The organism is Salimicrobium flavidum, assembly GCF_900156645.1.
Lineage (GTDB): Bacteria > Bacillota > Bacilli > Bacillales > Halobacillaceae > Salimicrobium > Salimicrobium flavidum.
On sequence record NZ_FTOC01000005.1, the window covers coordinates 184238 to 210755 of the forward strand.

The window sequence follows — 26518 nt, forward strand, 5'->3', positions numbered from 1 at the left end:
CGGGTAGTGGTAAGAGAAAGAAAAATATTGTAAAAGGAGGAGGATTATGAACAATTGGACGGATCAATTTGCAGGCGTCATAGAACAGATACCTCAGATACTTCTGGCGTTTCTTGTTCTAATTCTGGGTTTTATCATAGCCGCTATCGTCGCCCGTGGGGTGCGCAAAGGGCTGGAAAAAACGAAGCTGGATGACAAACTGTTCGGTCAGGAAGATGGGAAGAAGAAGTTCGATAGTGAAAAAATCATAAGTAAGATTGTGTATTATTTAATTGTTATCATCGCGTTTATCTGGTTTTTCAATATGCTCAATATCGATATGCTCGCAGAGCCGCTATCGGAGATGTTGAGTACAATCACGGCTGCCTTCCCCGCTATTTTGAAAGCAGCGCTCATTCTGCTCGTAGCTTATGTCATAGCGATTGTATTGAAGAAATTGATTGAAAGTGTAGGTGGTAAGTCTTCCGGCATGCTGGTAAAAGCGAAAGCTGCAGAAGACGAAGCATCTGCACGCAAAGCAGTCGACACTTTAGCTCAAATCGTTTTTTACCTGGTGTTATTGTTTGCACTTCCGGCTGTGCTCGGTGCTTTGAATATTGAGAGCCTCAGTCAGACGTTCACTTCGATGCTCGAAAATATTCTCAACTTCATCCCGAATCTTATCGCCGCAGCACTGATTCTACTGATTGGGTGGTTCGTAGCTAAAATTGTTCGGGACATTCTGACGAAGTTTCTGCAAAGCATCGGAACAGATCGTGCTGCAGAAAGAATGAATTTGTCCAAGACGCTGAAGGGTACCAGTTTCTCCGAAATTATCGGTACGATCGTTTTCGTACTCATTCTCATACCGGTAGTTATCTCTGCATTGGAGACGCTGAGTATCGAAGGGATTTCCGATCCTGCTATCAGCATGCTTAACGACATTCTGTCGATGTTGCCTCAAATCGCCGTTGCCGTTCTGCTTATCCTTGTCGGGGTCGTACTCGGCGGCTGGGCGAAACGTATTGTCACCGGTATGCTTGAACGTGTAGGATTCAATTCCCTGATGCACAAGATGGGGCTAGGACAGGCAGAGAGACGGACAGATGTACCGAGTCTCTCGGAAATTGCAGGATATGTGGTACAGATATTCATCATATTCCTGTTTACAGTAGAGGCTCTTCAGGTCATTCAACTTGAATTCCTCGTCGATCTGGCCACTGGCGTCGCAGGTTATCTGCCTGCCGTGTTTGCGGCTGTCGTCATACTCGGTATCGGAATGTGGCTCGGTGAAGCAGCATCCCGTTTCGTGAAAAGTGCGATACGCACGCCGGGTGGGGATTCCAACGTTCTGGCGGCAATTGCCAAATACGCGATTCTCGGGTTTGCGTTATTCATGGCTCTGGACCAACTCGGCGTTGCAGACTCCATCATCAACTCTGCGTTCATCCTGATCCTCGGCGGTCTCGCTCTTGCGTTTGGACTGTCGTTCGGTTTGGGAGGTCGTGAAAAAGCAGCGAAATACTTGGAGAAAATGGATCGAAAAATGAATGAGATGGAAGTAGAGAAAAAATCAGACGCTGCCGACCCGGACAGGGACGATTTTCCTGATAACAGGAACGATTTCTAAGCGAAGTAACCTGATGGCCTATTCCCGGCCGTCAGGTTTTTTTGCTCTGAATGAAGTGTGTAAGTGGTGAAAATGCATTAAAAAACAGCGTCGCCCTAATGGTTGAAGGGAACGCTGTCTATATTGGTGGATGAGTTTTCATTTGCCCATAGATGACCTGCTACTTCCGTTTACTGCTTCTTCTTAACCACTTACCACTTTTCGTCCGTTTAGCCCGGCGTGCTTCTTTCGCAACTTGCTGGTTCTTGGCTTTGGGACTATTTTTGAAATCTTCATCAAACTTTTCCCGGGCTTTTGCGTAAAGCAGGGTCATCAATGTACCTCCCTTCGAAAAGATGGAAAGGGCGGAAGAGGGGTTATTCTGCTTCCTCAGCTCTCGTCCGGAATTTGTGTTGTTTCTAAAGGGGAAATAGGAGAACCCGGACTAGGGGTTCCCTTTCTTATTCCTATAAGTTCCTCTAATACATGGTATTCAAACCTGAACCCCCAAAATATATGAACTTATATTAGTCTTTTCACCACCAGAAAGAAGGGGAGGAAGCATGAAATCAGTTTTAGCCCTCTTCCATATGACGACAAGGAAGGGATAATGGTTATCTGATTACTATTTTTCAATGTTTATCAAAACATCCGTCTTGCGGCTTTTTTCATATCAGGAAGGTCCATCGTCCCGGTTTCAAAGAAATTCTTGATGATATACTGGGAATAATTTGTGGCGGCCGTATAATCGATATGGCCTGGCAAAGGCGCCATGTCTTCGATACACACATCAATGATCGTCGGTTTATCGGACATGAAAGCCTGCTTCATCTTCGTTTCCATCTCATCGAAAGACTCAATCCGGTAACCGTCCCCTCCGCAATTTTCAGCGAATCCGGCAAAATTCACCGGTCCGAGATCCGTTTCGGAACTGATGTGCCCCATCTGTTGTTGTTCATACTTGATCATCCCTATTTTTTCGTTGTTCAAAATGATCACTTTGATCGGCAGCTGGTACTTCACTGCAGTGACGAAATCGTGCATGCTCATAGAAAAACCGCCGTCACCGCAAATAGCGATAACCTGCTTGTCCGGATATACTATTTGAGAAGCTATTGCCCCTGGGAGACCGATGCCCATCGTGGCCAGTTGGCCGGAAATGAGAAATTTCTGGTCAAGAAAGGAAAGGAAGCGTGCTGCCCATACCGTCACATTACCGACATCAGTCGAGACTACTGCGCCGGGCTCCATCAATTGTTCGATTTGATACATCACTTGAGGACCCTGAATCGGGGTCTTCTCTTCACGTTTTTCCTTTTGCAGAGCCACACGCCAATTGTTCATTCTTTCCTGCTGTTTTTCGAGATACGAATAATCTTCCGTTTTGTTCATCGTGGAGATGAGAGAAGCGAGTGTTGCTTTGGCGTCCCCGGCGAGTCCTGCAGTGACCGGGTAATACTTGCCGATGTTTTCCGGCTTGTTATCGATTTGAAACCCGGGCACGTCTTTCGGGAAGAACTCGGCATAAGGGAACTGAGTACCGATCAGGATGAGAAGGTCCGTCTCCTTCATTGCATAATAGGACGGTTTTGTTCCTATTTGACCATGGTGGCCAAGGCAATAAGGGTGATTGTCCGGAATCAGCCCCTTGGCAAGAAGACTTACGATAATCGGTGCCCCGGCTTTTTCTGCGAATGAAATAAGTTCCTCCTGGGCCCCGGAAGCTCCTTTTCCGGCAAGGATGAGCGGTTTCTCCGCCTGTTCAATAAGGTCCCGGGCTTTGTTCATATCTTCCTGAGCGGGGAAGATATTCGGACGGAAATAGCCTGGAGTAGTAAGCGTCTCTCCTTCCTTTTGCTTTTCGGCAAACAAATCGTCCGGGACGATGAGGACGGAAACTCCTTTTTCCGCATAAGCTGTACGAATCGCCTGGTTCAGCATGTCGGGAAGCTGTTCATGGGATTCGGCACGTTTGTTGAAGACAGCTACGTCGTCAAACATGCGCTCCAGATTAATTTCCTGGAAGGCATCCGTCCCTAAAGAAGTACTTGCTACCTGCCCGACGATTGCGAGTACAGGCGCATGATCTCCTTTAGCATCATACAGCCCGTTCAGGAGATGAATGCCGCCAGGTCCTGCGATAGATAAGCAGACCCCTAAGTTTCCGGTCAGTTTCGCTTCGCTGGAAGCAGCAAGAGCTCCTGTCTCTTCATGGCGTACCTGGATGAAGTCAAGGTCGTCCTTATTGCGTATATCGTCGATGAATTCATTGATGGAATCACCGGGAAGGCCGTAGATATGATTGACCCCCCACTGACGTAATTGTTCTGTCATGATTTCTCCGGTTCGTTGTGCCAAAATTTTCATCCTCCTTTTGCTGTTGCTAAAAGACTAGTAACCCTTTTTCAGATCTGCTAAACCCTACGCCTGTGCCCCTCTCCTGTTTTATTCTCTGATAAAGCGTATTTTGAAGACATGATCAGAATGAAAAAGGATGAAACATGGATCATAAAAGGAAAGTAGAACTTCTTCACAACTGCGTTTAACTTGTGTACTGCCGTGGTATTTTTAAATTAGAATAGTTAGAAAATTTTAGGGGAAGGGTGGAGAGATGAATAAACGGATTAAGATGACCCCGCTGTTTCTTCTTCTTATATTATCGGCTTGTGATTTGCGTGTGCTTGACCCTGCAAGTGAAACGGGTCGTACGATAGGAAGTCTGATTGAGCTCAGTTTTCTCCTTATGATGATTGTCCTTATAACCGTCTTCATATTGTTTGCCGTTTTCATGCAGAAATACCGGGCCAAAGACTACACGTGCATACCCCCGGACAGGAAAGAGAATAAATGGTTCGAAGTTACGTGGACTGTCTTGCCTATACTGCTCCTTGTCGTATTAGCGATCCCCGCTGTTCAGGCGACTTATAGTCTTACCTATAAATCAGAAGCAGAAAAAGGTGATCTTGAAGAAGAGGGGACGCATATCGAAGTCACAGCAGAACAGTATTCCTTCACTTTCACTTATCCAAATGGAAAAGAGTCGACCAATGACCTTGTTTTGCCGGTGGACCGGGAAGTGACGTTCACCCTTACTTCGGAGGACGTGGTGCACTCTTTCTGGATCCCGGAGCTTGCAGGAAAAATTGACGCCATCCCCGGAAAAGAAACTCACCTGCAGGTGACCCCGGACGAGGTAGGACAATATCAGGGCAAGTGCGCTGAATTCTGCGGGTCTTATCATGCGGAAATGCGATTTACGACCCGTGTTGTGGAAGAAGAGGAGTTTGAGCGATGGAGAGAAGAATAGGAAGGGAGAGGTCGGAATGGATGTGCCATTCATCGGACAAGTACCAACTGATGTCGTAATGACTTGGGTATTGATGATAATAGTCGGGCCTGTATTCATCATAATTCTGACGAAGATGAGAAAATGGCCACTTATTTGGGAATACATGCGCACCACCCACCATCGTAAAATCGGGACCATGTACATCCTTGCGTCCATCCTTTTTTTCTTCCGAGGGGGGATGGATGCGCTATTAATGCGTACCCAACTGGCTGTACCGGAGAATGAATTCTGGTTGTATCAAGGGGACAAGTATAATGAACTGTTCACTTTTCATGGGACCGTAATGATTTTTTTCGTTGCCATGCCGCTTTTGATTGGACTTATGAATGTGGCGATACCTCTTCAAATCGGGGCGAATGATCTGGCGTTTCCTTACATGAATGCTGTGAGTTTCTGGTTATTTTTCGCTGGAGCGATGGTTTTCAATATGTCGTTCTTCTTTAATGCAGCTCCGAACGTGGGGTGGACAGCTTACGCTCCGTTATCGACGGAGGCCCATACGACTGATATAAATAACAATTACTACATATTCGGCCTTCAAGTATCCGGACTTGGTACAATCCTCACTGCCATCAATATGATCGTCACCATTATCCGTCTCCGGGCTCCGGGGATGAGATTGACGCGGATGCCGCTTTTTCCCTGGTCGACCCTCGTCACTTCGATACTTATTCTCGCGGCCTTTCCGGTACTTACGATTGCATTGACACTACTTATGTTCGACCGCTTTTACGGTACTCATTTTTTCACGACAGAGATGGGGGACCCCGTTTACTGGCAGCATTTGTTCTGGATCTTTGGTCACCCGGAAGTATACATCCTCATTTTACCGGCGTTCGGGATTTTTTCAGACGTCATTTCTCACTTCTCCAAGCAGAGGGTGTATGGCTACAGATCGATGGTGATAGCTCTCATTCTGATTGCTCTGCTCGGGTTTATGGTGTGGGCACACCACATGTTCACCGTCGGGCTGGGTGCATTCGCGAATACTTTCTTTGCGATCACTACGATGATGATAGCTGTACCTACAGGTATCAAAGTGTTCAATTGGCTGTTTACGATCCGGCATGGGTCCTTCCGCGTTACGACACCGATGCTTTTTGCTCTCGGGTTCATTCCGACCTTCGTGATGGGGGGAGTGACGGGAGTGATGCTCGCAGTGGCAGCGGCAGATTATCAATACCATGATTCCTATTTCGTAGTGGCTCACTTCCACTACACGATGGTTGGAGGTACGATTCTCGGAGCTTTTGCAGGGATTTATTACTGGTTTCCGAAAATGACCGGTAAAATCCTTGATGACAGACTCGGGAAATGGCATTTCTGGTTGTTTGTGATAGGCTTTCATCTGACGTTTCTGCCTCAGCATTTCGCGGGATTGCAAGGGATGCCGCGACGTGTGTTCACCTATCTTCCTGAAGACGGAGTAGCAGTCTATAATCTTATCAGTACGGTCGGGGCGTTCCTGATGGGAATCAGTATGCTGTTTCTTTTACTTAACCTGTATAAAACGGCGAAGACGAAGGAGACCGCCTCCGCAGACGCCTGGTACGGGGAAGGGAGGACGCTTGAGTGGACGGTTGCATCTCCGGCCCCGGAGCATCCGTTTGAAAAAGTACCTTATGTCAAAAGTGTCGATCATTACTGGTTTCATAAGCAGGGGACATTGGAAATGCTGACAGCGGACAATCCGAGACCCTCACCGGTTTCCGTGAAGACAATCCAGCCTTTTTTACTGGGAGGAGTCCTCAGTGCGATGAGTATCGCGTTCATCTATCACTGGCTCTGGCTTGAAATCGTGTTTGGGCTAGCGACACTGGCGTTTTTCCTGATCCGGACAGTTATAGATGAAAGAGAGAGTGTATACAGAAAGGAGGGAGAAACATGACTACCGTGACTCAGGAGTTGTTCAAGGATAAACGTATGGGCTTTTTCCTCTATCTTGGAGTAGAAGCGGTCATGTTCCTCACTCTTTTTGCAACGCATCTCGTTTATACACCTCCGGAGAGTGGCGCGCATCCGGAAGAAGTTTTCAAAGCACAGGAAGTGATCAAGGCCTCAGCTGCCCTTCTTCCATCAAGTCTCACTCTGCTGCTCGCAGAAAGAGGGCTCGTAAATAGAAATAGAGCGTTGGTATGGACGGGGCTAATACTTACGTTTTTGCTAGGGGCTCTGTTCCTGGCCTTTGAGCTCAACGAATTTTACAGGTACGCGGCCGTCGACGGGTATGTGATATCGATGAACAACTTTCTGGCCTCTTTCTACGTCCTTGTCGGATTGCATGCGGCACACGTAGCTTTCGGTCTGGTATGGATGGTTATTTTGATGGTGCGTTTCTCCGTTTCCAACCTGCGTGATTATTTCATTGAGAAACATAGGATTTTCAATTACTACTGGCACTTTATAGATATCATTTGGGTGCTTATCATACTCATCGTCTACCTGCCTTATATAATTTGAGAAAGAAGGTCCACTTCAGTGATCGGGAGGATGAAAAAAACACATGGACCGGGAATGTTTATTCCTGCTCCATGTGTTATATTCAAAAGGTTTTCATTGAGATGACAGGTCAAGTTTTTACCCAGTAGGCCTCTTCCTTGTCACCGGGAGCCGGTGGGAAAGTTTCGCCCTCTGCCATTTCGACCATTGCATGATCTTCACTTAAATAGCCACTGACCAGCCCGTTGATCTTATAAGTTCCGGGTATAGGGGCACTCTCTCCTGTTTTATAGCGTGTTTCGTTACTCATCTATTATTTCCTCCTTCATCACTATTTTCTTTTTACATTCCATGGAAAGAAGGAGTTCAAACGAAAAAAAGAAAAATGTAACTTAATTGTAATATAATAGAAGTAGTTGTTCCGAATCTTGACAGGAAGAAAGGTGCATCACTTCAATGAAAGGAAACCCCCGTCCTTAAGGGAGGAGGGAGTCAATCAGTGATAGGTTCTGTTCGGGGAGGCCCAAGTGATTTCTCCAGTGCCTGAAGAAGACTGCTGTTTGTTTCGATTTTTTTCATATTGATACCGAGTTGAACCATCGTCTGTGCAATGTCAGGACGTAACCCGGAAAGTATTGCGTGCACACCGGATACTTCCAGAGCGTTGATGACTTTGAAGAGCTGATCGGCTACCATTGTGTCGATGACGTTCACTCCCTGAAGGTCCATGATGACGGTATCCAGCTCATATTCGGCTGATTGATGTAATGCGTTGGTCATGATGGTTTGAGCGCGTTTTGTATCGATATCCCCGATGATCGGAATGACACCGGTCTCCTTTGTTACACGGACAAGAGGTACCGACAATTCTTCGACCGCATAATGAGCATTTTTTAGTGTTCGCTCGTGCTCAGCGACATACATACGACTAATGATGTAGCCTGCTTCATCTACAATCACATTAAAATAATTCAACATTTCATAAAATTCATCAATGGTAAGCTGTTGCTGTTTTGCTTCCTCTTTGAGAACGTTGCCGATCGCTGCCCGGTAATAGTCGATTTCCTGCAAGGCAGTATCAAGAGGTAGGCTGAGTTCCACAAGTTTGTCTGCATATTCGTCAGCCCATGCCTGGAGAAGCTGCTTAGGCTGTTTCGACCCATCGGTGAGACTTTGGGAAAATACTTCAAGTAAATGAAAGCGCCACGGCATCAATTCACCAGTCAAATGACTGTTGGCCTGAATCGCTCCATCGGGCAGCGATCTTTTGGCGAAATCTTCTTTGTTTGTAAGAATCTTTTCCTGAGCATTTTCCAGCCAGGATTGTTGTGAAATGTCCATTGAATCTGCTCCTAAAGGTAAATGTTGTGTGTTAATCCTGTTCGTTATTGTACACGAACGGGAGAGGAATTTCCAGTTTTCTGTATAAAATCTTATTTCTCCACAATTTCTGCACATTTGAAGGTCAAAACAATTGTGTAAGACTTTCCTGTTTTCTTGAGAAGGTCTGTATTTTTCAAAAAATCTTTGAAGGAGGAGTAATGTATGGCTCATCAACAGTATCAGGAAGCATTGAACGTACTTCACGAATGTATGGAGAGTTGCAACCATTGTTTTGACTCCTGTCTGAAAGAAGATGATGTACAAATGATGACGAAGTGTATCCGCTTAGACCGCGAATGTGCAGATATTTGCGGATATCTCGAAGCGGCGATCACCCGGAACTCTCCTTATGTTTCCGAGCTTGCTTCCGTATGTGCAAAAATTTGTGACGACTGTGCGGAAGAATGTGCAAAACATGATCACGATCATTGCCAGGAATGTGCAAAGGCATGTCGCGAATGTGCCGAAGCGTGCCGGAAAATTTCATAACTTCCTAAAAAAAGATCGGCATAGCGCCGGTCTTTTTTGATAAATCCGCTTATATCACTAACTTTGCTCTATTAAAGTTGAATTTCTCCTACTGCCGGAAGACCTGACTGATTCTTGTTTTTCATCGTCATAATATCTACATCAGATATTCATAAATTCTGCACAAAAAGAGGTGATACTAAGAGTGTAGAAAAAATTTTATTCAACAATAAACCATACCCGGTAAGGGTAGAAAGGAAGATGCAACATGGGTGGAATGATGAATGGTTACGGTATGGGCAATGGATTTTTCGGAAACTTCCTGGTATTCGGATTGATTTTCCTGCTGCTGATTATTGCGATTGTCGCAATCGTCGTCTGGATGGTGAAACCGGGAAGCGGAAGCAGAGATACACAGCCTACAGGAGATGAGCGGGGGAACGAATCGGCAGATGATATATTGAGAAAGCGACTGGCCCGGGGAGAAATCTCTGAAGAGGAGTACGATCGTCTGAGCAGGAAAATGAAGGAATAGCAGTGGAGGCGAAAGATATGAAGCGATATGTAACGGGATCTATTATGATTATCATCCTGCTCGGAATCGGAGGTTGGGTGTTTTTACAGACGCCGTGGATGCAGGAAACCAGTAGCGGAACTATCTCCTCAGATGACCAGGGGAAAAGCATTTTGGAACTTCCTGTCGCTGAGGCAGGAGATCGTCCTGTGAAGGAATTTGAGCTTACAGCTGAAGAAACGGAATGGACAATAGAAGGCGAAGAGTCCGTAAATGCCTGGACCTATAACGGAACCGTACCCGGAGAATCATTGCGAGTACAAAAGGGAGATTTTGTGCGCGTGGAGCTGAAGAATGAACTGGATGTGCCTGTAACGATTCACTGGCACGGCGTAGTCCTTGAAAATAGAATGGACGGGGTGCCGGGAGTAACCCAGGATGCCGTGGAGCCCGGGGAGTCTTTCACTTATGAATTTGTGGCGGATGATCCCGGCACGTATTGGTACCACTCGCATCAGCACAGTTCTTATCAGGTCGATAAAGGATTGTACGGTCCTCTCGTCATTGAAGGTGATGGTCCTTCCGTGGATAAAGATAAGACGTTCATACTCGATGAATGGGCGGTGAACCAGGATAGGGAGCAATGGACGAATATGACCGGTATGATGATGGGATCAATGAACGGAGATGGGGAAGCGGATACGAAGCAGATGTATGACACATTTACGGTGAATGGGAAAGCAGGAGAAGCGATTCCTCCTCTTGAAATGGAAGAAGGAGAAACGGGAAGACTGCGTTTTGTGAATGCCGGGTATCAACAGCATCGACTCGTCTTTCCACAGGGGTCCATGGAAATGCTGGCCACAGACGCAGAGAAAGTTGAAGGGACCGATGGGGGAAATGTATTGGAAATAGCCCCTGGAGAAAGAATAGATGTGTTATTTAAGAAAGGGAAGGGAACAGAGGTGATAGCACATTCCTCTTCTGTGGAAAACGCCTCGGATATGCAAATCCCGGTCGTTTCCTCTGAAGGGGAGGCCCATCCTTTGCCGGAAAAGGACTCACAGGGCTCTGCAGTAAGCGGAACCTCTTATGAAAGTAGTGAACTTCTGTTTGAAGAGCTTCCGAAAGCCGATGTCTCTTATGATATGGATTTAAGTATGGGGATGAATATGGGGGAAGGGATGACGTGGCAAATCAACGAAAAATCCTTTCCTGACACACCTCCGATCGAAGTGGAGGAAGGAGATATCGTCAAAGTGGACATAACAAATGAAGGTCGATTCAATCATCCGATGCATCTTCATGGGCACAGGTTCCAGGTGCAATCCGAAGATGGAGGAGCAGTGGTGAAGGATCTGATCAATGTCAAACCGGGTGAATCCTATACGATATACTTTGAGGCGGATAACCGGGGGGAATGGCTATTCCACTGTCATGATAATAATCACGCGGACCGAGGTATGGTAACTATAGTCGATTATGAAGGCGTATACTCGCCTTTTGAATTGAATGATATCAATAATCCTTAGAGAGGAGGAAAATGAAATGGCACATGAAGAACACGAACATGAGGAGACTCATGAAAATCATGATCATGGTCACCATGAACACGACCATGGAAATCACGATCACAGCGGTCACGACCATGGAGCGATGGTGGACGATTTTAAACGAAGGTTCTATATCTCCCTGGTCGTAACGTTACCTATCCTCCTGTTATCCCCGATGATCCAGAATCTGCTCGGGTTCAGCATAACGTTCCCGTTTGATCAATATGTTCTGTTCGGACTGGCTACCTTTATTTTCTTCTACGGCGGCTGGCCGTTTCTCACAGGGGCTGTCGATGAAGCGAAAAATAAAAATCCGGGAATGATGATGCTTATAGCTTTGGCGATCACCGTCGCTTACGTTTACAGTTCCCTCGTGGTGTTCGGCTGGGCCGGACGTAACTTTTTCTGGGAGCTTGCGACACTGATCGATATTATGCTTCTTGGACACTGGATTGAAATGAGATCGGTGATGGGAGCCTCGAACGCTCTTCAGGAACTGGTGAAACTGATGCCTGATACTGCCCACCGCATGAAAAAGGATGGGTCTACAGAAGAAGTGAAGGTCGATGTTTTGGAAACGGGAGATACAGTACTCGTGAAACCGGGAGAAAAAATACCGGTGGACGGAACGATTACGGAAGGGAAATCTTCGATTGATGAATCGATGCTGACGGGGGAATCCGTCCCCGTGGAGAAAGAGCCCGAAGAAGAAGTGATCGGAGGATCCATAAACAAGGAAGGTAGTTTGACGATCGAAGTGAAAAAACTCGGGAAGGAGTCGTATCTTTCCCAGGTGATTACTCTCGTCGAGGAAGCGCAGAATTCAAAATCACGGGCTCAGGATTTTGCGAACCGTGCAGCTAAATGGTTATTTTATCTGGCGCTTGCCTCCGGCATCATAACGTTCACCATTTGGCTTGCCCTCGGGCATCCGGTCGATATGGCTGTGGAGCGTATGGTGACCGTCATGGTCATTACCTGTCCTCACGCACTCGGACTTGCAGCACCACTTGTGGTGGCTGTTTCCACTTCTTTATCTGCAAAGCAGGGACTTCTCATACGGAACCGTACGCAGTTCGAGAATGCCCGTAATGTGGACGCTGTCATTTTCGACAAGACGGGTACACTGACTAAGGGGGAGTTCGGCGTGACGGATATCGTCGTCAATCAGGGAGAAGAGAAAGATGTAATCTACTGGGCGGCGAGTCTCGAACAGAAATCGGAACACCCACTTGCACGCGGGATTCTTGATAAGGCAGAGGAACGGGAGGTGAAGCTTGGAAACGCTGAAGATTTCGAAGCGGTAACCGGACGTGGACTGCGCGGAACGGTAGACGGAAAAGAAGTGCTCGTGATGAGTCCGGGTTACATGAAGGAACAAGGCATTGATTATGATACGGACGCTTTCGGACGCATGTCGGAAGAAGGGAAAACGGTCGTATTCGTACTAGTTGAGAACGAATTCCTCGGCATGATCGCTCTTGCCGACATGGTGAGGGAGTCCGCAAAAGAAGCGATTGCCGAACTGAAAGAACGAGGCATCCGTTCGATCATGCTGACCGGTGATAATAGGAAAGTCGCGGACTGGGTCGCGGGTCAGATCGGTATCGATGAAGTGTATGCAGAAGTGATGCCGGATCATAAAGCGGACCAGGTGAAAAAAATCCAGAATGAAGGACTGAAAGTGGCGATGACCGGAGACGGCATCAACGACGCCCCGGCTCTTGCGACGGCTGATGTTGGCATCGCTGTAGGAAGCGGAACGGACGTAGCTGTGGAAACGGCTGATATCGTCCTCGTGAAAAGCGATCCGCAAGATATTGTTGCTGTCGTGACGTTATCGAAAAATACGTATAAAAAGATGGTTCAGAACCTGTGGTGGGCAGCAGGTTATAATATCGTTGCAATTCCGCTTGCTGCCGGAGTACTAGCTCCGATCGGGATTCTGCTCAGCCCGGCAGTCGGAGCTGTGTTGATGAGTCTCAGCACGGTTGTAGTAGCGATTAACGCCAAACTACTGAAAACGGCATGAGAAAGAGAGGGGGGGTCTCCTCTCTTCTTTTGTTTACTCATCCTTAAAAGGTATTGTCTGCTTCAGTACCAGAGAACCGGATATAGAAAAGCATTTTTCACAAGTCAGACGCCCCGATTGTAGATACATAAAATCTGTATAATTTTTTATTATACTGACAGATAGAGATAGGGGGAGCGGAATGTATCAGTTATTCAATGAAATCAGCAGTTTTTTCAGCCAGCCATTTATGGAATTAGCCACACAGCAGGAGGGCATCCCGCTACTTGGAGCTTTCTTTCTCGGTCTTGTCGGAGCCGTTGCCCCGTGTCAGATGACAGGAAATGTAGGAGCCATGACGATTTATGGAAACAAGACGTTCAAGGATAAAGTTCCGTGGGGACATGTCACTTATTTCATGCTCGGAAAAGTGCTAGTTTTTTCTGTGCTCGGGCTGGTGGTATGGCTGTTTGGAAAAGAAGTCCAAGGTACCCTCTCTTCCTGGTTTCCTTATCTCCGGAAAGCTATCGGTCCGATGCTGATCGGGATCGGTCTGTTCATGATCGGTCTTTTTTCCATGAGATGGACGTTTTCGCTCGGAAACAAATGGCTTCCATCCATCAGAGATAGCAGGACAGGGAGTTTTCTTCTCGGGGTCAGTATTACGCTGGCTTTCTGTCCTACGATGTTCGTTCTCTTCTTTATGACTTTGATGCCTATGGTGCTGACAACCTCTTACGGGGCAGCTTTACCTTCGATTTTTGCGATAGGTACTTCTGTGCCTCTCCTGTTCTTCCTGTTTCTTTTCACCTGGTTCGGCATCGACAGGAAATCGATTATGAAGAAAGGGCGGAAAATAGGGGGCCGAATCCAGAAAATAGCGGGAGTACTTCTTTTGCTGATCGGAATTATGGATACGGTTACGTATTGGTTTTAAGGCAGTTGATGAACGGACCAGGTAAAGTCGAATGATTTTTCAGGAATATCACATAGACTTGTGGTACAATCGTTCACAAATCAGACAGAGAAACTGCACAAATTCTCGATAATTTCCTGTCACGTTGAGGGGAGATGAAATGAGGAGGAATATTCATGAAAAAAATATCACTACTCTGGTTTAGCGCTATGGTTATATTTTTAGCTGCCTGCGGAGGAGAAGAATCGGAAACGGAGAACCAGGCGGAATCTGATGAAGATAAAGATCAAACCAGCACAGAAGATGTAGCACTTGAAGAATTCGAAGGTACGATTGAACACGTGCACGGCATGGGATATACAGATGCGGAAGGGATTACGTTCGCTTCTCATCAGGGACTGAAAATATTCAGGGAAGGGGAATGGATGGAAACTCCCTTTCATAACAACGACTATATGGGCTTCAATGCGATAGAAAATGGAATGTACGTATCAGGTCACCCGGGGGAAGATACTACGGATCTCGAGAACCCGATCGGACTTCAAAAAGGGAAAGCGACGAAAGAAGGATTAGAAAACCTCGGGTTTGAAGGAGGTAGTGATTTTCATATCCTCGGTGTCGGGTATGAAAATGAAGCGATCTATCTATTGAACAGTCAGCCGGACCCGGAACTCGACACGGGGTTCCACCGCAGTTTCGATCAGGGGGAATCGTTTGAACGAATGGCTGCGGAGAACCTTCCGGGAGATGTATTCCAGCTCGCCGTCCATCCGGTAGAGGAAACGGTGGTCGCTGCAGCCACGAAGTCCGGGGTATATTTGAGTACTGATTCGGGAGACACTTTCGAAAGGGTATCGGAGCAGGGCCAGGCCTCTGGTCTTTCTTTCACCGAAGATCAGTTATATTTCGCCCTTCTTCAAGAGGAAGCTTCCTTCAAGACGTATGACTGGGAATCCGAAGAAGTAAAAGAACTCCCTCTCCCTGATTTCGGCGAGGATGCTGTGATGTATTCTGCCTCTCATCCGGAAAATAGTGAAGTGGCAATATATACGATGAACGGAAGCAGCTATGTGACCGATGATGAAGGAGAGACGTGGACGCAGATTCTGGATAATGGAACAGTGAAATAATCTTGAGAATGGGATAAACTAAGGGAAAACGGAAGATGTATGTGGGGGAATCCTATGAGAAGGAAGCTTTCGGTGAAACTCGGATTGCTGTTTTTTGTACTGATGCTTTTGATCGAATTGTCTCTGTTTGTCATCCTTTACACTACGATTTCTTCGCACCGGGTCAACGAAGTGATGGAAGGATTGCTAGCTAAAGGGGCAGGGCACAGAGATGTTCTGGAAAATAATTTTGACGCTTCCACCCTGCACCACGTAGTTCTGATGGAAACGGAAGCATCTACGGATGTCATCATTACAGATGAAACCGGAGAAATCGTCGATCGATCTGAGAATGAGGAATCTTTTCAGACAGATATCGTTGAAAGCCATACCCCTGAACCTGAGACCGGGGACCAGATTCTTGAGGAAAACTGGGGAGAGAATCCTTATGTAGCCACCGTTTCTCCGATCATAGTCGATGGAGCTCACAGGGGAGACGTGTACATGTTTTCTCCCTCCATGACCATCAAAAATATCCTCGCCCATTTATCCGAACAGTTTCTGTGGGTAATGGGGATGATAGCATTCGTTACTCTGGTTCTGGTATTTGCGCTTTCTCAGATTATCACGAGACCGCTCGTGCGCATGCAGCGGGTGACAGAAAAACTGAGCGAAGGGAAAGCGGATGTCGAACTTGACGAGAGACACAATGATGAGCTCGGGACGTTGGCTGTTTCCATCAATAGTCTTTCGGATGATCTGGAACGTCTGAAAAAAGAACGCAACGATTTTCTCTCCTCTGTCGCCCATGAACTGAGGACTCCCCTTACATACGTAAAGGGATATGCAGATGTAGCCTCGCGAAAAGAGACGAGTGAGGAAGATCGTGAGAAATATTTAGCTATCATCAGAGAAGAAGCGGAGCATTTGACTACGATGGTGAGACAGTTGTTCCAGCTCGCTAAAATAGAAGAGAATACATTCACGATCGAACCTTCAACCGTGCGCCTTCGTCCATTATTTGACGAAGTGAAAAAGCAGATGGCCCCTTCATTCAAGGAAGACCAGCACCGGCTTCTCGTTCACATACCTGAGGACTTATACGTGTATGCAGACGCGATGCGGCTCAAACAGGCCTTCCTTAATATTCTGCACAACGCGCTTTCTTATGCAGGGGAACACCCCGAAGTTCAGGTGGAGGCGATGAGCCGGGACGATGCCGTAACGATACGGATTTCCGACAACGGCCCGGGGGTACCTGAGGAGTCTCTTCCTCGCCTGTTTGACCGATTGTACCGGGTCGATAAAGCAAGATCGAGAGAAGAGGGAGGCTCAGGTCTCGGTCTTGCAATCGTGAAAGAGATCATAGAAATGCACGAAGGATCAGTACGAGCCTTCAACGATCATGGCCTGACGATTTCAATAACTTTGCCGGAGGAAGATGCTGATGACACAGATTCTAGTCGTAGATGATGAACAGCGTATGCTCGACCTGCTGGAGCTGTATCTGCTGCCGCACGGATATGACGTAACCAAAGCCTCAGGTGGAGCAGAGGCGCTTGAAAAACTGAAGCATAAACCATACGACCTCATCGTTCTGGATATAATGATGAAGGAGATGGACGGGTTCGAAACGTGCCGGCGACTGCGGGCATTTACGGACATCCCAGTACTGATGCTGACTGCCAAAGACCAGAAGGAGGACGTGCTCAAAGGACTGAAGACAGGAGCAGACGACTACGTTACGAAACCGTTTGATGAAGATATACTCATAGCACGTATTGAAACTCTTCTTCGCCGGAGCGCCCCTTCTTCTCTTGAAATAAACGGACTGAGATGGAATGAAGATACGTACGAACTGAAATATAATGGTTATTCCGTTCCTCTCACGCCGAAAGAGTTCCAACTGATCGGGCTGCTGTTGAAGCGGCCGGGCCATGTGTATGACAGGAACGATCTGCTCGACCTGGTGTGGGGATTCGAATCGGATACCGAAGGACGGACCATCGATTCTCACGTACGTAACATCAGAGAAAAAATCAGACGTTCCGGTTTCCCTGCAGACGATCACCTGAAAACGGTGTGGGGTGTCGGTTATAAGTGGGTGAAGTGACAGTGCACCTGTTTTGCGTTTTACAGCAGAGCAGGTGTTTTGTTTTGTCTGGATTTGCATAGTTTCTGCATAATTTGAGGAAATCTCCTCCCTTAGAAAAGGGAGGTAGAAAAGTATGAGTAACTATAGAAAAAACAGCCTGACATTGATCGGGGCTATTGGCCTTGGAACCGGAGTGATGATCAGTGCAGGGATATTCGCCCTTCTTGGTCAGGTCGCTGAACTGGCAGGCATATGGTTTCCGCTCATTTTTATCGTGGGAGGTATAGTGACAGGGTTCAGTGCCTACTCCTATGTGAAAATGAGTCAACAATATCCCTCTGCCGGGGGAATCGGAATGTTTCTAGTCAAAGCTTATGGGAAAGGGACCATAACAGCATCAGCCGCTATGCTGATGGCGATTTCAATGGTCATAAACCAAAGTCTCGTAGCCCGGACGTTCGGTACCTATACTCTCCAGATTTTCGGAGTCGAATCCTCGGGATGGCTGGTAGCTTTACTGGCTGTAGGTCTGTTGATTTTCGCTTTCATTGTTAATATATCAGGAAATGAATTCATACAGACGTTCACTTCCGTAGTATCTCTGTTGAAAATCATCGGTCTGCTCATCTTTGCAACCGGAGGGTTGTGGGTGGCCGGATTCACGTTAGAACCCGCCGGCACGGGAGGAAGCGCCGAAGAGAGAGGTATAGCTTCCATTATTGCAGCGGTAGCCCTGACGATACTTTCGTTCAAAGGATTTACGACTATAACGAATAGCGGCTCGGAAATCAAAAACCCCGAGAAGAACGTGGGGCGGGCGATCGTGGCTTCCATTTCTATCAGTCTGTTCGTTTACCTGGTCATCGCCTGGGCAGTTTCTTCCAATCTTCCAATTGACCGGATTATCGAAGCGAAAGACTACTCTCTCGCAGAAGCAGCAAGGCCAGCGTTCGGAAGCTACGGTGTATGGTTCACCGTAGGACTTGCTATCATAGCGACGGTTTCCGGGATTATCGCAAGTGTGTTTGCGGTATCCAGGATGCTGGCGATGCTGACCGATATGAGTCTCATCCCGCACCGTCATTTTGGGATGCCCGGACGTATCCAGAAACACACGCTTGTTTATACAATAGTACTGGCGATGGTTCTGGCTGTACTGTTCGATTTGAGTCGTATTGCATCGGTAGGAGCTATTTTGTATCTGGTCATGGATATGATCGTTCACTGGGGAGTTTGGAAACATCTGAAAAAAGAAACCGGAGCCAATACTCTCATCGTTGGAACCGCATTCCTTCTCGATGCGATTGTACTTGGCGCTTTCGTTTACGTGAAACTCACTTCCGATATTCTGATTGTGCTCGTATCGCTCGTATTCCTGATTCTTACTTTTTCCGGCGAACACTGGTTTTTGAAGAAACAAAATAAGCAGTGATCAGCAAGGGGGTCATAAAATGGACGAGTAAAAACAAAATAATAAATCTCTGTTTTAATCAGGTGAATCAGGGAAAACCCTTGAAGAAATAGCTTTATCAGGAAAAAGGTCAGTAGAAAAAGGGGGGCGGCCGATGTCACCAGGGACAGTGAGGGTCGGGATCGTAACGGCACCCGGATATACGAAAAGAATCGGGGAAGGGTTATATTATTCGTTGCCGGAATTATTGAAAACGTACGTGGATGATACGAAAGAATGGGTAGTCGAGTCGCTTGAAAGTCCTTTGACAGGATATACGGAAGAACCGGATGAGGTGCTCGGCGCCCTTCTGGAAAAGAAAAAGGCGAATGAGTGGGACATAGCGATCTGTCTTACGGATCTGCCACTCTTCAGAGATAAGAAACTGATTGTAGCAGAAGCGAACAGTTCGGAAAACGTTGCGCTGTTAAGTCTCCCGGGGCTTGGAGCTACTCCTTTGATCAAACGTATCCGGGAATCGATCATGCAGTTATTGAGTGAAATGTACCAGGGGATTTCCTATGAAGCCCGTGACGAGGTGCAGAGAACCATCGGACAGATCGATAAAAGACGAAGAAAAAAATACAACTCCCGTGAACTGGTCCGTAAGCGGGGGTTTGACCGGTTTTCTCCGATTACAAGGGAAACCCCGGATGCAGATAAAATGTCGGAAGTGCGATATACGGTGGATTCCAGAACACGTGGGGCGATGAGGCTCATTACCGGTATGGTCCGGGCCAATCGTCCATGGATGCTGTTCGCTCCGTTCATCAAAGTTCTTGTCATCGCATTTACGACCGGTACGTTCGCGGTAGTGTTTCCGACGCTCTGGAAACTCAGTAACCACTATAATCTGTGGCGGATGTTCATGATCAATGTAGTGGCTGTCTCTTTGCTTGTCTTCTGGATTATGGCAGCCCATAAAATGTGGGAGAGAAAGAATGATCACTCCAGCAACTATATCCGGAGACTATATAACAGTACGACGCTTATGACGCTTATGACGATGGTCAGTTTCTACTACACTCTGCTGTTTATTTGTTTCCAGCTTATCGTTTTCGTCTTACTGCCGATCGATTTCATCGCCGAAGAACTGAACGAAGATATGGAGACGAGAAGTTATTTCTTCATCGCCTGGACTGCTACAAGCATTTCTACGATCATCGGTGCACTCGGGTCCACGATCGAAGACGAGGAAGTTGTACTTTCCGGTACGTACGGCAACCGGCAGCGCCAGCGGTATGAATTGATGTATGAAGCGGAACAGGAGAAGAAAGAAGCAGCCGAAGAGAAAGAAGAAGCGGCACGGAAGAAGAAAGAGGCGATAAAAGAAAAAATGGGAGAGCGATAACAGGGAAGAAAGCATTGTACCAGAAGAGTCTTAGGAAAAGGACTCTTCTTTTTTTCCAGAAACTAAAGACGTTTTCTTTTTGTCCGAGGGGGAATTTGATAATCAATCATAGTACAGGAAAGGAAAAAGGGGAATGAATAAAAAAAGGGTAAAAAAAAGGAAATGTCGTAAATGTCACAAGCTATACCCTGCTGCCCATTTCCAGGAGGATAAAGTGACTCATCTGTACTGCAGTTTTTGCCGGCAACGCTCGTGGAAAGGATGATGAGAATGCCAGAAAAGCTGGGAAAATTCCGGTGTGTCTCCGGCCATATTTTTCGGGAGGAAGCGTATATTCAATGGGGCTCATCTACAGAGTCTCTCGGGGCATGCCTGACACTGAAACCTGGAACCGAAGAGCGGGACCATCCGAACGTTCTGCGTTTAAAACATGGAGAATCAGCCCAAGTCCCCCTCTCCACGGAAGATGACACCTTGAAGCAGCTCGAAGCATTCATCCGGCGGATCCACTACGGCGAAGAACCGGAAGGTCGTCTTTATTTATACAATTTGTTTCCACTCGTCGTAAAGGGTACTGAAAACTCGATCCTTCAATTCGAAACGATGGTTCGGCGCGGAGAACTGAACCCCGGAGAGGCCGTCCCCTCTAAGGAGGAACTGAGGGAGCACCCTTGGATTCTCATCGGGTGGGGGATCAATCGGGAAAAAGGGGGGGAAGACCTTGCATACGCAAAACACCGATGGATGACGGCAGTCCAGGAATCCGGTATTCCATGGTTCGGAAAAAAAGAACACAGGAGACCGATTATCATCACCCTGCTCCGAAAATCCGGAATCAACGTTCATTGATGATAGAGGAATTACTCTCCCTTTATCAAAATGAAGTCGAAGCCCTGAGGGAACGTGTCGAGTTCACCGTAGCCGCTTGTTACCCGAACCTCTATATCAGAAGTAGAACTTCTCCGTTAGAGAACGAGGGATGGTGGCTATCGAGGGAGGACCCGGGAGCTCTTGTCCGTTCTTTTTCCCTGTTGAAACTGAAGGAAGGGTACAAGCTTGGTGGGTATCTGTTCAAAGAGGGAGGGCACGGAAATGGAATCGTCTGGGCCTTTCCGGAAGAAGAACAGGCACCGGAGGCCGAGGCGTGCGAACGTATGAAAGCGGAGGATCATTCCTTACGCCCTCCCCGTCCGCACCAGGCGCTCAGTGATTTCATGCAAGTAATAGATGGAGACGGGTGCCCTTTATCTTACTTACAGGCTGCCGTTCTCTTTCACGAGCTGCATGAGTTCGGAGCCATAGGACAGGGAGTTTCCTGGTCGGAGGATGTTTTTTATTCCCCGGAAGAGATGGAGGTGGACTACGACTGGGAAATGTTACGCGAATACCCGAAACGCACTACCCCCTGTTTCTTTTATAATCATCGGGGGCGGCCGGTGGTGAGGTTCTATACAATCATTCGCATCGGAGAAGTGACCTGGAATGAATACTTACACACGTTCAGAAAGGGGAGTTATGAGTTGAAAGTGGAAAAGGATTATATCGCCACGGGCGGGCCGGGGATTATTTTATAAATGGTCCCGGTGAAGAATGTGGAGAATGATCCTTAAGAAAAGACATAGAAAAAACCTCCGAAACGACGACCTCGGAGGTTTTGTTTATACCTATACTCGTGAAGGGGAGATTTACATTTCACATAGTCTGGTTTTGGCTTTCGTATATTTTATTGTTTCGTTTGTTTCTTTTTACTGAAAAGCTTACCGCTCTTCTTCTGTTTCACGTCTGCTTTCTTTTGCTCACTGTTTTTTACGGGAGATTTTTTGAAATCCTCGTCGAAACCTTCGCGAGCTTTAACATAAAGCAATGTCATGATCGTCCCTCCTTTGTTTCTTTTACACTCGAAAGGGGGAACGTCGGTGTCATGACAATCCTAGGGGGAAGATACATAATACCGATCGGAACTAATCCCTTTCGTAATTAAAGTTTTCCTCCGAATACCTTCTCTGAAACATATAAACTTAAGAAAATGGAAGAATGAGGATAAAGGTTCAGAGATTTGGGACTTTAATCCCGTAAGCTTATTTGTAATTGGATTCTTTTCCGATTTTTCTTGGAGTATTGTGTTTTATACGACGTTCGGGGCGTGGATGAATAGTCGAATGTCGCTGGAAATTCTTTTGCATCCATTCGTGGAGAAAATTTTAGTATGAATGTAGCATAAATAATTTTTGTTAGATGTTCACGCACGATTCACCTGCTTGAACGTCTCATAAAAGGTGAGTTGTGTAATAATGAAGAATAGAAGCAGAAAAGTTATTGCTTGTGTAAGAGTGTGATTATAAACGCCAGAGCTGATAACATTAATGACAAACTATTTCTTACGCAGGGAGGAAGAGGCTTGATCAATACACTTACCAGTACCTGGTTTTCCATTCTCCTGGCAGTAGCGGTAGTATTTCTCGCGATGCAAGGAGGACAGAGAGAAAGCCTCGTCGATTGGGGAATAGAGTTTATTTTAAAAGTTGTGTTCGTAACCCTCGTTTACAAATTGCTATCTGCGTTTCTCATCAAACATTTATGGGATACATAACTTTCGTCTTACGTACGTTCAACTCTTCTTTCGTGATAGAATGTAAAATGAAATATCTCTAGTACATAATCAGTGAAAAACTATGTCCCTGTAAGAGAAGCAGGAGGAATTGAAATGAACGATGCTCATCAAACACTGATGACCAAACCGGTCCGTCGTGTTTTTTTCCAATACTTTTTCCCATCCCTCGCAGGTATGATGCTCATGTCTGTGAACATTCTGACCGATGGTATCTTCGTCGGGAACGGGGTAGGAGCGGAAGCACTAGCAGGGGTGAACCTGGCGATGCCCGTCTTCTCCCTTATTTTTTCCATGGCACTGTGGATCGGTATCGGTGGCGGAACGCTCTTTTCCATGCATATGGGGAAGGGGGAGAAGAAAGAGGCACGAAGCATATTCTCTCTATCTGTCGTAAGTCTCTTTTTCATACTTGCCGTCATTGGCAGCATCGGCTATTTTTACATTGAAGAAACTGCCCTGTTGCTCGGGGCCAACGAGGATACCCTCTTTCATACGATGGAATATCTGAAAGTGCTGATGCCACTGGGATGGATCGTAGCCGTCCATGAGCTTCTAAGTATTTTCGTGCGTAATGATGGAAGTCCTGTACTGTCGATGGTATCTCTCGGCACCACAGCAGTCGTCAACATCATACTGAACTACTACATGATTTTCATTCTCGAACTCGGCGTGTTCGGGGCAGCACTTGCCACCGTCCTTGCCAGTGTTGCCGGCTTGTTCGTTTTGGTCGTCCATTTTGCCGGGAAACATTCGAATTTAACCACCCTTACTTTCGGCTGGTCGTTGGCTGCACTTCGAAAAATTCTCAACATCGGATTTCCGAGCTTCCTTACAGAAGCGGGGATGCTCGTGTTCGTCGCAGGGTACAACCTGGCACTCGTCCAGCTTCTTGGAACGGAAGGTGTGGCCGCTTTCTCCGTCATCAACTACCTGCATGGTTTCATGTTCCTGTCGTTCTTCGGTATCGAGACGGCTTTGCAGCCGATGATCAGCTACTACCATGGAGCCGGGGAAAAAGAGAGGATCAAGGCCAGCGTGAAAATCGGGGAGAAGACATCGCTCGTCCTCGGGGTGTTCCTGCTGAGCGTCGGATTGGTGGCAGCTCCCGGGCTTGTCTCCCTGTTCGGTCTCGAATCGGAAAATATCCGGGAGCTCGCGATTGAAGGGATTCGTCTGTTCTTTTTCACATATCTATTCCTTGGGTTCAACTTCGTGTACATGACGTACTTCCAGTCGATCGGAAATATCCGCTCGGCGATGATCATCATCCTGCTCAGGAGTTTTGTATTCATCGTGATTTTCCTATGGGCTCTGCCAGCTCTCTTCGGTACTTCAGCTGTGTGGCTGTCCCTGCCGCTTGCTGAGATGCTGGTCGCAGCACTCATATTCTTCCTGGCAAGAAAACACGTGATTGGACGAACGTGAAATCTGCATATGAAAAAAGACTTCCTTTTATTAAAATGTCCTTGACATAGGGTACACTTCATATCGAGGAAGTCTTTTTTATAGGTTTCTACAGTTTTTATAAAGCTGGGTGCTCAATATTTGGTTTGATCTTCAGTATTAGCCGCCACTTGTTCAGATACATGTTTCAACTTTTCGCTGATTCTCCGTTGTTCTTCTTCAAGGCTTTCCAGTCGTTCTTTCAATGGCTGCAGTTTCTCGTCCAATAAAGATGAAAACATCTCTCTGATTTCCTGATTCTCCATATTTTCACCACCTCTCCCTATTGTATCAAAGTGGAATAATCAACAAGTGGATGATTTAAAATCGGTGGAAGCGTATGGTTGATTTGAAAAACGGAAGGCGGGATATTTGGGAAAAATAGAAAAAGGGAAGCATCAATCTGCTCATGGCAATTGATGCTTCCTTTTCTCGTTATAAAAAGCGACGCTTCACTTCGCTGTTTCTTCCAGGCCGAGAATACGGGCACTTGAGGTATGAATCTTTTCCAGCAGTGCGGGATTGTTCTCCAGTGACTCACCGTAAGAAGGGATCATTTCCTTGATTTTCGGTTCCCATACTTCGAGATAGTGCGGGAAGCATTTTTCGACGACTTCCAACATAATCGAAGCGGAAACGGAAGCCCCCGGCGATTCACCGAGAAGGGCAGCCATCGTTCGGTCATTCGAGTGGATCAGTTTGGTGCCGAATTGAAGGGCCCCTTTTCCGCCTTCTTCCGTATCTTCAATCAATTGGACGCGCTGTCCAGCTACGAGGAGATCCCAGTCTTCGCTAGTGGCGTTCGGCACGAAGTCCCGGAGCTGTTCCACCCGTTCTTCTTTCGACATGGTCAGCTGTTGGGCCAGGTATTTGATCATAGGTGTGTTTTTCGCTCCAGCTGCCAGCATACTCAAGGCATTACTAGGTTTCACGGAACCTAACAGATCCATATAGGAGCCGGTTTTCAGAAACTTGGGTGTGAATCCGGCAAACGGGCCGTACAAGAGGGTATCTCTGCCTTCGATATGTCTTCTGTCCAGATGCGGCACTGTCATCGGCGGAGTACCAGCAGGTTCTTTCCCGTATACTTTGGCGTTGTGCTGCTTCACGATTTCGGGATTGTCACAGACGAGGAACTCTCCGCTGATCGGAAATCCACCGATATGCTTGCTTTCGGGGATGCCAGTCTTTTGCAGTATCGGCAGTGCCCCGCCACCGGCCCCGATGAAGGCGAAAGAAGCGGTATGTTCTTCCAAAGTATCGTCTTCGAAGTTACGGACTTTGACTTCCCACGTGTCATTATCCCTCTGTTTGATATCGTTCACTGTGCGATTATAAAGGATATTCACATTATCTTTTTTCTCCAGGCTCTCAAGCATCTTACGGGTCAATTCCCCAAAATTGACGTCTGTGCCATGATCGACTTTGGTCGCAGCGATAGGCTCTTCCGAGGTACGACCCTGCATCATCAAAGGAATCCATTCCGCTAAGTGTTCCGGGTCTTCCGAATACTTCAAGCCGTGGAACTGCGGGTGATCGGCCAGCGCCTCGAAGCGTTTCTTCAGAAAGTTCACATTGCTTTCCCCGTGGACGAAACTCACATGAGGAAGAGGGCGAATGAAATCTTCGGGATTCTGGATATCGTTCTGTTCAACTAAGTAGGACCAGAGTTGTCTGGAGACCTGGAACTGGTCATTGATTTCCACCGCTCTGTCTATACGTATGTCTCCATTTTCATCTTCAGGTGTATAGTTCAATTCACATAAAGCGGCATGCCCGGTTCCGGCATTATTCCATTCGTTTGAACTCTCTTTCCCTGCGGCATCGAGTTTTTCGAACAAAGTGATGTTCCATTCAGGTTCGAGTTTGTGCAGAAGCGTCGCTAAAGTCGCACTTACGATTCCTGCTCCGACCAGGATAACATCGGTCGTCGTTTCATTAGTGTTCATGGTTGGTCCCCCTTTTTCCCTACAGCCTTAACGTAAGTAGAGTATAGTTGTTGATTATTATTTTCTCTGAATATGGTCATCCGGATCACTGAGTGGATGAACGGATGAAACTGTAATACTTATATTAAGTTTAACACTACCCGAATTTTATCCAAAGGAAAATTTCTCCTTTCACTAGCGGTATGAAGAAGTGCTTCACTTTTTTTCGATAACCCCTCATTCTCTGTATCTGCCCTTACGAATTCTTTAGAAGGACCTGCTGTGTAGGAAATTACTTTGTAATCCGATT

Annotated in this window: 25 protein-coding genes; 18 read left to right on the forward strand and 7 right to left on the reverse strand. The window is 46.8% G+C overall.

Annotated features, from left to right (window positions below):
* Window positions 1-46 precede the first annotated feature (46 nt).
* On the forward strand, window positions 47-1609 hold the full coding sequence (locus BW944_RS09065; protein WP_076558907.1) for a mechanosensitive ion channel: 1563 nt from the start codon (window positions 47-49) through the stop codon (window positions 1607-1609).
* 160 nt (window positions 1610-1769) lie between these two features.
* Here BW944_RS09065 and BW944_RS15140 read toward each other — a convergent pair whose 3' ends face one another.
* Entirely contained in the window at window positions 1770-1922 is a 153-nt protein-coding gene (locus tag BW944_RS15140; RefSeq protein WP_200806506.1) for a hypothetical protein, read from the reverse strand.
* Between the two features lie 308 nt (window positions 1923-2230).
* Window positions 2231-3955: a pyruvate oxidase gene (locus BW944_RS09070; protein ID WP_234983156.1), complete on the reverse strand. Its 1725-nt coding sequence runs from the start codon at window positions 3953-3955 to the stop codon at window positions 2231-2233.
* Window positions 3956-4199: 244 nt separating this feature from the next.
* On the opposite strand from BW944_RS09070, the gene coxB reads away from it, so the two are divergent.
* Genes coxB through BW944_RS09085 form a run of 3 tightly spaced genes read left to right on the forward strand, consistent with a single transcriptional unit; the run spans window position 4200 to window position 7397 of the window.
* On the forward strand, window positions 4200-4895 hold the full coding sequence (gene coxB / locus BW944_RS09075) for a cytochrome c oxidase subunit II (RefSeq protein ID WP_076558911.1): 696 nt from the start codon (window positions 4200-4202) through the stop codon (window positions 4893-4895).
* 16 nt (window positions 4896-4911) lie between these two features.
* A complete protein-coding gene (locus BW944_RS09080) occupies window positions 4912-6825 on the forward strand; it encodes a cytochrome c oxidase subunit I (protein ID WP_076558913.1) in 1914 nt (637 codons plus the stop codon).
* On the forward strand, window positions 6822-7397 hold the full coding sequence (locus BW944_RS09085) for a cytochrome c oxidase subunit 3 (protein WP_076558915.1): 576 nt from the start codon (window positions 6822-6824) through the stop codon (window positions 7395-7397). Before BW944_RS09080 ends, BW944_RS09085 begins: the two co-directional genes overlap by 4 nt.
* Window positions 7398-7506: 109 nt before the next feature.
* On the opposite strand, the gene BW944_RS09090 is transcribed toward BW944_RS09085, so the two are convergent.
* The gene (locus tag BW944_RS09090; RefSeq protein WP_076558917.1) at window positions 7507-7686 is read right to left on the reverse strand and encodes a YjzC family protein; all 180 of its coding nucleotides are present in this window, start codon (window positions 7684-7686) and stop codon (window positions 7507-7509) included.
* 182 nt (window positions 7687-7868) lie between these two features.
* Window positions 7869-8717, reverse strand: coding sequence for an STAS domain-containing protein (locus BW944_RS09095; protein ID WP_076558919.1), 849 nt, complete (start codon window positions 8715-8717; stop codon window positions 7869-7871).
* Between the two features lie 204 nt (window positions 8718-8921).
* On the opposite strand from BW944_RS09095, the gene BW944_RS09100 reads away from it, so the two are divergent.
* The 12 genes from BW944_RS09100 (at window position 8922) to BW944_RS09155 (ending at window position 21800) form a co-directional block, all read left to right on the forward strand.
* Window positions 8922-9248, forward strand: coding sequence for a four-helix bundle copper-binding protein (locus BW944_RS09100; protein ID WP_076558921.1), 327 nt, complete (start codon window positions 8922-8924; stop codon window positions 9246-9248).
* A 247-nt stretch (window positions 9249-9495) separates the two neighbouring features.
* Window positions 9496-9762: an SHOCT domain-containing protein gene (locus BW944_RS09105; protein ID WP_200806507.1), complete on the forward strand. Its 267-nt coding sequence runs from the start codon at window positions 9496-9498 to the stop codon at window positions 9760-9762.
* A 17-nt stretch (window positions 9763-9779) separates the two neighbouring features.
* Complete coding sequence (locus tag BW944_RS09110) at window positions 9780-11273, forward strand: multicopper oxidase family protein (protein ID WP_143525697.1); 1494 nt, start codon at window positions 9780-9782, stop codon at window positions 11271-11273.
* Between the two features lie 16 nt (window positions 11274-11289).
* Window positions 11290-13326, forward strand: coding sequence for a heavy metal translocating P-type ATPase (locus BW944_RS09115; RefSeq protein ID WP_076558925.1), 2037 nt, complete (start codon window positions 11290-11292; stop codon window positions 13324-13326).
* 181 nt (window positions 13327-13507) lie between these two features.
* Complete coding sequence (locus tag BW944_RS09120; protein ID WP_076558927.1) at window positions 13508-14242, forward strand: urease accessory protein UreH domain-containing protein; 735 nt, start codon at window positions 13508-13510, stop codon at window positions 14240-14242.
* Between the two features lie 155 nt (window positions 14243-14397).
* Window positions 14398-15351, forward strand: coding sequence for a F510_1955 family glycosylhydrolase (locus BW944_RS09125; protein ID WP_076558929.1), 954 nt, complete (start codon window positions 14398-14400; stop codon window positions 15349-15351).
* Between the two features lie 54 nt (window positions 15352-15405).
* Entirely contained in the window at window positions 15406-16803 is a 1398-nt protein-coding gene (locus tag BW944_RS09130; protein ID WP_076558931.1) for a sensor histidine kinase, read from the forward strand.
* Window positions 16778-17443 carry a response regulator transcription factor gene (locus BW944_RS09135; RefSeq protein ID WP_076558934.1) on the forward strand — a complete coding sequence of 222 codons (666 nt, stop codon included), beginning with the start codon at window positions 16778-16780 and terminating at the stop codon, window positions 17441-17443. Before BW944_RS09130 ends, BW944_RS09135 begins: the two co-directional genes overlap by 26 nt.
* Before the next feature lie 115 nt (window positions 17444-17558).
* On the forward strand, window positions 17559-18857 hold the full coding sequence (locus BW944_RS09140; protein WP_076558938.1) for an APC family permease: 1299 nt from the start codon (window positions 17559-17561) through the stop codon (window positions 18855-18857).
* A 133-nt stretch (window positions 18858-18990) separates the two neighbouring features.
* Window positions 18991-20226, forward strand: coding sequence for a hypothetical protein (locus BW944_RS09145; protein ID WP_076558940.1), 1236 nt, complete (start codon window positions 18991-18993; stop codon window positions 20224-20226).
* Between the two features lie 270 nt (window positions 20227-20496).
* Complete coding sequence (locus BW944_RS09150; RefSeq protein WP_143525698.1) at window positions 20497-21075, forward strand: hypothetical protein; 579 nt, start codon at window positions 20497-20499, stop codon at window positions 21073-21075.
* Window positions 21000-21800: a hypothetical protein gene (locus BW944_RS09155; RefSeq protein ID WP_143525699.1), complete on the forward strand. Its 801-nt coding sequence runs from the start codon at window positions 21000-21002 to the stop codon at window positions 21798-21800. Before BW944_RS09150 ends, BW944_RS09155 begins: the two co-directional genes overlap by 76 nt.
* A 149-nt stretch (window positions 21801-21949) precedes the next feature.
* Here BW944_RS09155 and BW944_RS15145 read toward each other — a convergent pair whose 3' ends face one another.
* Entirely contained in the window at window positions 21950-22096 is a 147-nt protein-coding gene (locus tag BW944_RS15145) for a hypothetical protein (RefSeq protein WP_200806508.1), read from the reverse strand.
* A gap of 528 nt (window positions 22097-22624) precedes the next feature.
* On the opposite strand from BW944_RS15145, the gene BW944_RS09160 reads away from it, so the two are divergent.
* Together BW944_RS09160 and BW944_RS09165 are read left to right on the forward strand one after the other, a co-directional pair.
* Entirely contained in the window at window positions 22625-22816 is a 192-nt protein-coding gene (locus BW944_RS09160; protein ID WP_076558944.1) for a hypothetical protein, read from the forward strand.
* A 114-nt stretch (window positions 22817-22930) separates the two neighbouring features.
* Window positions 22931-24262: an MATE family efflux transporter gene (locus tag BW944_RS09165; protein WP_076558946.1), complete on the forward strand. Its 1332-nt coding sequence runs from the start codon at window positions 22931-22933 to the stop codon at window positions 24260-24262.
* 113 nt (window positions 24263-24375) lie between these two features.
* On the opposite strand, the gene BW944_RS15040 is transcribed toward BW944_RS09165, so the two are convergent.
* A complete protein-coding gene (locus BW944_RS15040) occupies window positions 24376-24546 on the reverse strand; it encodes a hypothetical protein (RefSeq protein WP_159438219.1) in 171 nt (56 codons plus the stop codon).
* Window positions 24547-24732: 186 nt separating this feature from the next.
* Window positions 24733-26229, reverse strand: coding sequence for a malate dehydrogenase (quinone) (gene mqo, locus BW944_RS09170; RefSeq protein ID WP_076558948.1), 1497 nt, complete (start codon window positions 26227-26229; stop codon window positions 24733-24735).
* Between the last annotated feature and the right edge of the window lie 289 nt (window positions 26230-26518).

Excerpts from the sequence above, each read along its gene's own strand:
- BW944_RS09065 (WP_076558907.1), top strand. The coding sequence starts at position 47 with ATGAACAATTGGACGGATCAATTTGCAGGCGTCATAGAACAGATACCT.
- BW944_RS15140 (WP_200806506.1), bottom strand. The coding sequence starts at position 1,922 with ATGACCCTGCTTTACGCAAAAGCCCGGGAAAAGTTTGATGAAGATTTC.
- BW944_RS09070 (WP_234983156.1), bottom strand. The coding sequence starts at position 3,955 with ATGAAAATTTTGGCACAACGAACCGGAGAAATCATGACAGAACAATTA.
- coxB (WP_076558911.1), top strand. The coding sequence starts at position 4,200 with ATGAATAAACGGATTAAGATGACCCCGCTGTTTCTTCTTCTTATATTA.
- BW944_RS09080 (WP_076558913.1), top strand. The coding sequence starts at position 4,912 with ATGGATGTGCCATTCATCGGACAAGTACCAACTGATGTCGTAATGACT.
- BW944_RS09085 (WP_076558915.1), top strand. The coding sequence starts at position 6,822 with ATGACTACCGTGACTCAGGAGTTGTTCAAGGATAAACGTATGGGCTTT.
- BW944_RS09090 (WP_076558917.1), bottom strand. The coding sequence starts at position 7,686 with ATGAGTAACGAAACACGCTATAAAACAGGAGAGAGTGCCCCTATACCC.
- BW944_RS09095 (WP_076558919.1), bottom strand. The coding sequence starts at position 8,717 with ATGGACATTTCACAACAATCCTGGCTGGAAAATGCTCAGGAAAAGATT.
- BW944_RS09100 (WP_076558921.1), top strand. The coding sequence starts at position 8,922 with ATGGCTCATCAACAGTATCAGGAAGCATTGAACGTACTTCACGAATGT.
- BW944_RS09105 (WP_200806507.1), top strand. The coding sequence starts at position 9,496 with ATGGGTGGAATGATGAATGGTTACGGTATGGGCAATGGATTTTTCGGA.
- BW944_RS09110 (WP_143525697.1), top strand. The coding sequence starts at position 9,780 with ATGAAGCGATATGTAACGGGATCTATTATGATTATCATCCTGCTCGGA.
- BW944_RS09115 (WP_076558925.1), top strand. The coding sequence starts at position 11,290 with ATGGCACATGAAGAACACGAACATGAGGAGACTCATGAAAATCATGAT.
- BW944_RS09120 (WP_076558927.1), top strand. The coding sequence starts at position 13,508 with ATGTATCAGTTATTCAATGAAATCAGCAGTTTTTTCAGCCAGCCATTT.
- BW944_RS09125 (WP_076558929.1), top strand. The coding sequence starts at position 14,398 with ATGAAAAAAATATCACTACTCTGGTTTAGCGCTATGGTTATATTTTTA.
- BW944_RS09130 (WP_076558931.1), top strand. The coding sequence starts at position 15,406 with ATGAGAAGGAAGCTTTCGGTGAAACTCGGATTGCTGTTTTTTGTACTG.
- BW944_RS09135 (WP_076558934.1), top strand. The coding sequence starts at position 16,778 with ATGACACAGATTCTAGTCGTAGATGATGAACAGCGTATGCTCGACCTG.
- BW944_RS09140 (WP_076558938.1), top strand. The coding sequence starts at position 17,559 with ATGAGTAACTATAGAAAAAACAGCCTGACATTGATCGGGGCTATTGGC.
- BW944_RS09145 (WP_076558940.1), top strand. The coding sequence starts at position 18,991 with ATGTCACCAGGGACAGTGAGGGTCGGGATCGTAACGGCACCCGGATAT.
- BW944_RS09150 (WP_143525698.1), top strand. The coding sequence starts at position 20,497 with ATGCCAGAAAAGCTGGGAAAATTCCGGTGTGTCTCCGGCCATATTTTT.
- BW944_RS09155 (WP_143525699.1), top strand. The coding sequence starts at position 21,000 with ATGGTTCGGAAAAAAAGAACACAGGAGACCGATTATCATCACCCTGCT.
- BW944_RS15145 (WP_200806508.1), bottom strand. The coding sequence starts at position 22,096 with ATGACATTGCTTTATGTTAAAGCTCGCGAAGGTTTCGACGAGGATTTC.
- BW944_RS09165 (WP_076558946.1), top strand. The coding sequence starts at position 22,931 with ATGAACGATGCTCATCAAACACTGATGACCAAACCGGTCCGTCGTGTT.
- BW944_RS15040 (WP_159438219.1), bottom strand. The coding sequence starts at position 24,546 with ATGGAGAATCAGGAAATCAGAGAGATGTTTTCATCTTTATTGGACGAG.
- mqo (WP_076558948.1), bottom strand. The coding sequence starts at position 26,229 with ATGAACACTAATGAAACGACGACCGATGTTATCCTGGTCGGAGCAGGA.